Annotated in this window: 1 rRNA gene; it reads right to left on the reverse strand. The window is 55.3% G+C overall.

The window, feature by feature from the left end:
• Window positions 1–47: 47 nt before the first annotated feature.
• Window positions 48–3,083: ribosomal RNA gene (locus tag FK529_RS19635) — 23S ribosomal RNA — on the reverse strand; the annotation flags it as partial.

Below are 3,083 nucleotides of genomic sequence, written 5' to 3' on the forward strand. Positions count from 1 at the left end.
TTCATTCTGTGAGCTCGAAGTGTGCTCGTTTTGGCGAATGTTATGTGTGTGGTAAGCCCTCGACCGATTAGTACCAGTCACCTACACGCATTACTGCGCTTCCAGTTCTGGCCTATCAACCCCATAGTCTGTAGGGGGTCTTACCCACTCAAGGTGGTGAGAAACCTAATCTTGGAACAGGCTTCCCGCTTAGATGCTTTCAGCGGTTATCCCTTCCGAACGTAGCCAACCAGCCGTGCTCCTGGTGGAACAACTGGCACACCAGAGGTTCGTCCGTCCCGGTCCTCTCGTACTAGGGACAGCCTTCCTCAAGTTTCTAACGCGCGCGGCGGATAGAGACCGAACTGTCTCACGACGTTCTAAACCCAGCTCGCGTGCCGCTTTAATGGGCGAACAGCCCAACCCTTGGGACCTACTCCAGCCCCAGGATGCGACGAGCCGACATCGAGGTGCCAAACCATCCCGTCGATATGGACTCTTGGGGAAGATCAGCCTGTTATCCCCGGGGTACCTTTTATCCGTTGAGCGACACCGCTTCCACTTGCCGGTGCCGGATCACTAGTCCCGACTTTCGTCCCTGCTCGACCTGTCAGTCTCACAGTCAAGCTCCCTTGTGCACTTGCACTCAACACCTGATTGCCAACCAGGCTGAGGGAACCTTTGGGCGCCTCCGTTACATTTTGGGAGGCAACCGCCCCAGTTAAACTACCCACCAGGCACTGTCCCTGAACCAGATCATGGTCCGAGGTTGAGGTATCCAATACGATCAGAGTGGTATTTCAACAACGACTCCACGAACACTGGCGTGCCCGCTTCACAGTCTCCCACCTATCCTACACAAACCGAACCGAACACCAATACCAAGCTATAGTGAAGGTCCCGGGGTCTTTTCGTCCTGCCGCGCGTAACGAGCATCTTTACTCGTACTGCAATTTCGCCGAGTCTGTGGTTGAGACAGCAGAGAAGTCGTTACGCCATTCGTGCAGGTCGGAACTTACCCGACAAGGAATTTCGCTACCTTAGGATGGTTATAGTTACCACCGCCGTTTACTGGGGCTTAAATTCTCAGCTTCGCCTTACGGCTAACCGGTCCTCTTAACCTTCCAGCACCGGGCAGGCGTCAGTCCATATACATCGTCTTACGACTTCGCATGGACCTGTGTTTTTAGTAAACAGTCGCTTCTCTCTGGTCTCTGCGACCCCACACAGCTCCGACCGCGAAGGTCATCACCATGCGAGGTCCCCCTTCTCCCGAAGTTACGGGGGCATTTTGCCGAGTTCCTTAACCACAGTTCTCTCGATCTCCTTGGTATTCTCTACCTGACCACCTGTGTTGGTTTGGGGTACGGGCCACATCAGATCTCGCTAGAGGCTTTTCTCGGCAGCATAGGATCATGGAATTCACCGCAACGGCTACGCGTCACCTCTCAGGCTCATGAGATCCGGATTTGCCTAGATCTCGCCCTACAGGCTTACACCAGTACAACCACTGACTGGCCCCACTACCTTCCTGCGTCACCCCATCGCTTGACTACTACCAGCCAAGGTCCCGTGCATCCACTCCCATGCCACCCGAAGGTGATCTAAGAGCTTCAGGACGGTTAGTACAGCTGATTCATCAGGGGCGATCTGACACGGGTACGGGAATATCAACCCGTTGTCCATCGACTACGCCTGTCGGCCTCGCCTTAGGTCCCGACTCACCCTGGGAGGATTAACCTAGCCCAGGAACCCTTGGTCATCCGGAGGACACGTTTCTCACGTGTCATTCGCTACTCATGCCTGCATTCTCACTCGCACAGCCTCCACAACTAGGTCACCCTGCTGCTTCTACGGCTGCACGACGCTCCCCTACCCACCCACACCAAAGTGTGAGTGCCGCGGCTTCGGCGGTGTACTTGAGCCCCGCTACATTGTCGGCGCCCAGCCACTAGACCAGTGAGCTATTACGCACTCTTTCAAGGGTGGCTGCTTCTAAGCCAACCTCCTGGTTGTCTTCGCGACCGGACATCCTTTTCCACTTAGTACACGCTTAGGGGCCTTAGCCGGCGATCTGGGCTGTTTCCCTCTCGACTACGAAGCTTATCCCCCGCAGTCTCACTGCCACGTTCTCACTTACCGGCATTCGGAGTTTGGCTGACGTCAGTAACCTGTGAGGGCCCATCGGCCATCCAGTAGCTCTACCTCCGGCAAGAAACACGTGACGCTGCACCTAAATGCATTTCGGGGAGAACCAGCTATCACGGAGTTTGATTGGCCTTTCACCCCTACCCACAACTCATCCCCTCAGTTTTCAACCTAAGTGGGTTCGGGCCTCCACAACATCTTACTGCTGCTTCACCCTGGCCATGGGTAGATCACTCCGCTTCGGGTCCAGACCCGGCGACTCAAACGCCCTATTCGGACTCGCTTTCGCTACGGCTACCCCACCACGGGTTAACCTCGCCACCGAGCACTGACTCGCAGGCTCATTCTTCAAAAGGCACGCCATCACCCCACAACGAGGGCTCTGACGGATTGTAAGCACACGGTTTCAGGTACTATTTCACTCCCCTCCCGGGGTACTTTTCACCTTTCCCTCACGGTACTTGTCCGCTATCGGTCGCAAGGTAGTATTCAGGCTTACCGGGTGGTCCCGGCAGATTCACAGCAAATTCCACGGGCTCGCTGCTACTCGGGTATCCATCACAACAGGCACCACGTTTTCAGTTACGGGACTCTCACCCTCTCCGGCGGACCATTCCAGGCCACTTCACCTAACATGACACTTTCTCACTGCTGTCCAGCCAGGTAGAGCTGGAAAGATGAACCCCACAACACCACACACACAACCCCTACCCGGTATCACATGTGCATGGTTTAGCCTCATCCGCTTTCGCTCGCCACTACTCACGGAATCACTATTGTTTTCTCTTCCTGAGGGTACTGAGATGTTTCACTTCCCCTCGTTCCCTCCACACCGTCTATATATTCAACGGCGGGTAACACCACATGACTGGTGCTGGGTTTCCCCATTCGGAAATCCTCGGATCACAGCTCGGTTGACAGCTCCCCGAGGCATATCGCAGCCTCCCACGTCCTTC

Source organism: Tsukamurella asaccharolytica (assembly GCF_007858435.1).
Classification (GTDB): Bacteria; Actinomycetota; Actinomycetes; order Mycobacteriales; family Mycobacteriaceae; genus Tsukamurella; species Tsukamurella asaccharolytica.